This is a genomic window from Thiohalocapsa sp. (genome assembly GCF_019695415.1).
GTDB lineage: Bacteria > Pseudomonadota > Gammaproteobacteria > Chromatiales > Chromatiaceae > Thiohalocapsa.
Map to the genome: position 1 here is coordinate 1 of NZ_JAIFKJ010000415.1, position 2,547 is coordinate 2,547.

The 2,547-nt window shown below is 66.4% G+C and carries 1 protein-coding gene and 1 pseudogene; both read right to left on the bottom strand.

All coding sequences use genetic code 11. The annotated features are described in order from the left end of the window. Window positions 1-23: 23 nt before the first annotated feature. On the bottom strand, window positions 24-1,397 hold the full coding sequence (gene trkA, locus I6U14_RS11875; protein ID WP_296899590.1) for a Trk system potassium transporter TrkA: 1,374 nt from the start codon (window positions 1,395-1,397) through the stop codon (window positions 24-26). 91 nt (window positions 1,398-1,488) lie between these two features. Next, window positions 1,489-2,511, bottom strand: a pseudogene (locus I6U14_RS11880) (sigma 54-interacting transcriptional regulator); the annotation flags it as partial. Between the last annotated feature and the right edge of the window lie 36 nt (window positions 2,512-2,547).

The window sequence follows — 2,547 nt, forward strand, 5'->3', positions numbered from 1 at the left end:
TTGAACGGTGATGAAGCGTCTCATCAAAAAAACGTGAGGCCGACCGAGAACAGCTTCTCGACCTCCGCTACCCGCAGCTTGTCCTGCAGGAACAGGATGACGTGGTCCTCGGACTCGATGACCGTGTCGTGGTGGGCGATGATGACTTCCTCGCCGCGGACGACCGCACCGATGGTGGTGCCCTTGGGAAGCTTGATGGCCTCGATGGGCCGGCCGACCACCTTGCTCGAACTCGCATCACCGTGGGCGATGGCCTCGATGGCCTCGGCGGCGCCGCGGCGCAGCGAGTGCACCATCACCACGTCGCCGCGACGCACGTGCTTGAGCAGGCTGCCGATGGTGGCCTGCTGCGGTGAGATGGCGATGTCGATGGGGCCCGCCTGCACGAGGTCCACATAGGCTGTCCGGTTGATGAGTGCCATGACCTTGCGGGCGCCGAGGCGCTTGGCGAGCATGGCCGAGAGGATATTGGCCTCGTCGTCGTTGGTCACGGCGCAGAAGACATCGGTGTCTTCGACGTTCTCCTCCAGCAGCAGCTCCTCGTCGGCGGCATCGCCGTGCAGCACGATGGTGCGCTCTAGGGCCTCGGCGATGTGCTTGCAGCGGTCGAGATCCCGCTCGATCACCTTGACGCGATAGCGCTTCTCGGTGGCGCGGGCGAGCCGTGTGCCGATGTTGCCACCGCCGGCAAAGATGAGCCGCTTGTAGGGCTTCTCCAGGCGTCTGAGCTCGCTCATCACCGAGCGGATGTGCTTCGGGGCTGCGACGAAGAAGACCTCGTCGTCGGCATCGATGACCGTGTCCCCCTCCGGCTGGATGGCGCGGTCGTGGCGGTAGATGGCCGCCACGCGGGCGTCCACGTGGGGCATGTGGTCGTAGAGGGTACGCAGCTCATGCCCCACCAGCGGCCCGCCGTAGTAGGCCCGCACCGCCACCAGCCGCACCCGTCCGCCGGCGAAGTCCGTGACCTGCAGGGCGCCCGGGTTCTCGATGAGCCGCAGAATGTAGTCCGTCACCAGCTGCTCCGGGCTGATGCGCACGTCGATGGGCAGCGCCCCGGGGCCGAACAGCGCGTCCTGCTCCATGAAGCCCGGGGCGCGCACACGGGCGATCTTGGTGGGGGTGTGGAACAGGGTGTAGGCCACCTGGCAGGCGACCATGTTGGTCTCATCGCTGTTGGTGACGGCGATGATCATTTCCGCGTCCTCGGCCCCGGCACGGGCCAGAACGTCCGGATGGGCGCCGTGGCCCTGGAGCGTGCGCAGGTCGAAACGGTCGGCGAGCTCACGCAGCCGTGTCGCGTCGGTGTCGACGACGGTGATGTCGTTGGCCTCGCTCACCAGGTTGGCTGCCACGGAGGTGCCCACCTGGCCGGCGCCAAGAATCAGGATTTTCATTGCAGGAGAGTGTCGAGGGGCGAGGGACGAGGGACGAGCAAGGAGGCGCGGAGCAGTGCCCCCTCGATACTCGAAACTCGATACTCGAAACTCATCGCCGCTCCTTTATCTCGATACCCAAGGAGCGCAATTTGCGGTACAGGTGCGTCCGCTCCATCCCCGCCTCCTTCGCCATCTTGGAGACGTTGCCGGCGTGTTTTTCCAGCTGGTACTCCAGGTACGCCTTCTCGAACTGCTCCCGGGCCGAGCGCAGCGGCTGGTCGAAGGAGACCATTCCCTCCAGCGGTTGCGTCGGCACGGGCGGCGCGGAGCCGAGCGCCGCTTCCACCTCGGTCTGGGTGATCTCGTCACCGGCGCCAAGGATCAGCACGCGCTGCACCAGGTTTTTGAGCTCGCGCACATTGCCGGGCCAGCTGTAGTTGCGCAAAAAATTCTGCGCCCCGACGCTGAAGCGCCGGTACGGCAGCTTCTCGTGCGTGGCGAAGTAGTCCACGTAGTAGCTCAGCAGGTCCGGAATGTCCTCGGCATGCTCACGCAGCGCCGGCACCTGCAGCGGTACCACATTCAGGTGGTAGAAGAGGTCCTCACGGAAATGACCGGCGCGGACTTCCTCTTTAAGGTCTCGCGACGTGGCGGCGATGATGCGCACATCGATGGTGACGGGCTCGCTGCCGCCGACGCGCAGGAAGGAGCCTGTATCCAGTGCGCCCAACAGCTGGCCTTGGGCCTCCAGGTCCATGTCCGCGACCTCGTCGAGCAGCAGGGTGCCGCCGGCGGCCTGCTCCAGGCTGCCGTAGTGCACATGCCCGCCCTCCTCGCTACCGAACAACTCGCGTGCCGCGTTGCCGCGGGTGATGGCCGAGACGCCGAGATCGACGAAGGGCCGCTCCTTCCGGGCGCTCTGCGAGTGAAGGAAGCGCGCGAAGGTCTCACGCCCGCTGCCCGGCTCGCCGGTGATCAGCACCCAGGTGTCGTGTTGGGCGATGCGCTTAACCTGCTCGCGCAGGCGTTGCATGGCCGCCGAACGCCCGGCCGGCTCATGCCCCAGGGGCGTGCGGCTGCGCAGCCCGACGTTCTCGCGTTCAAGCTTGTCCGCCTCCAGCGGACGCCCCACCGCTGTCCCTTATACAACTCTCCGAGCCCACGAGCC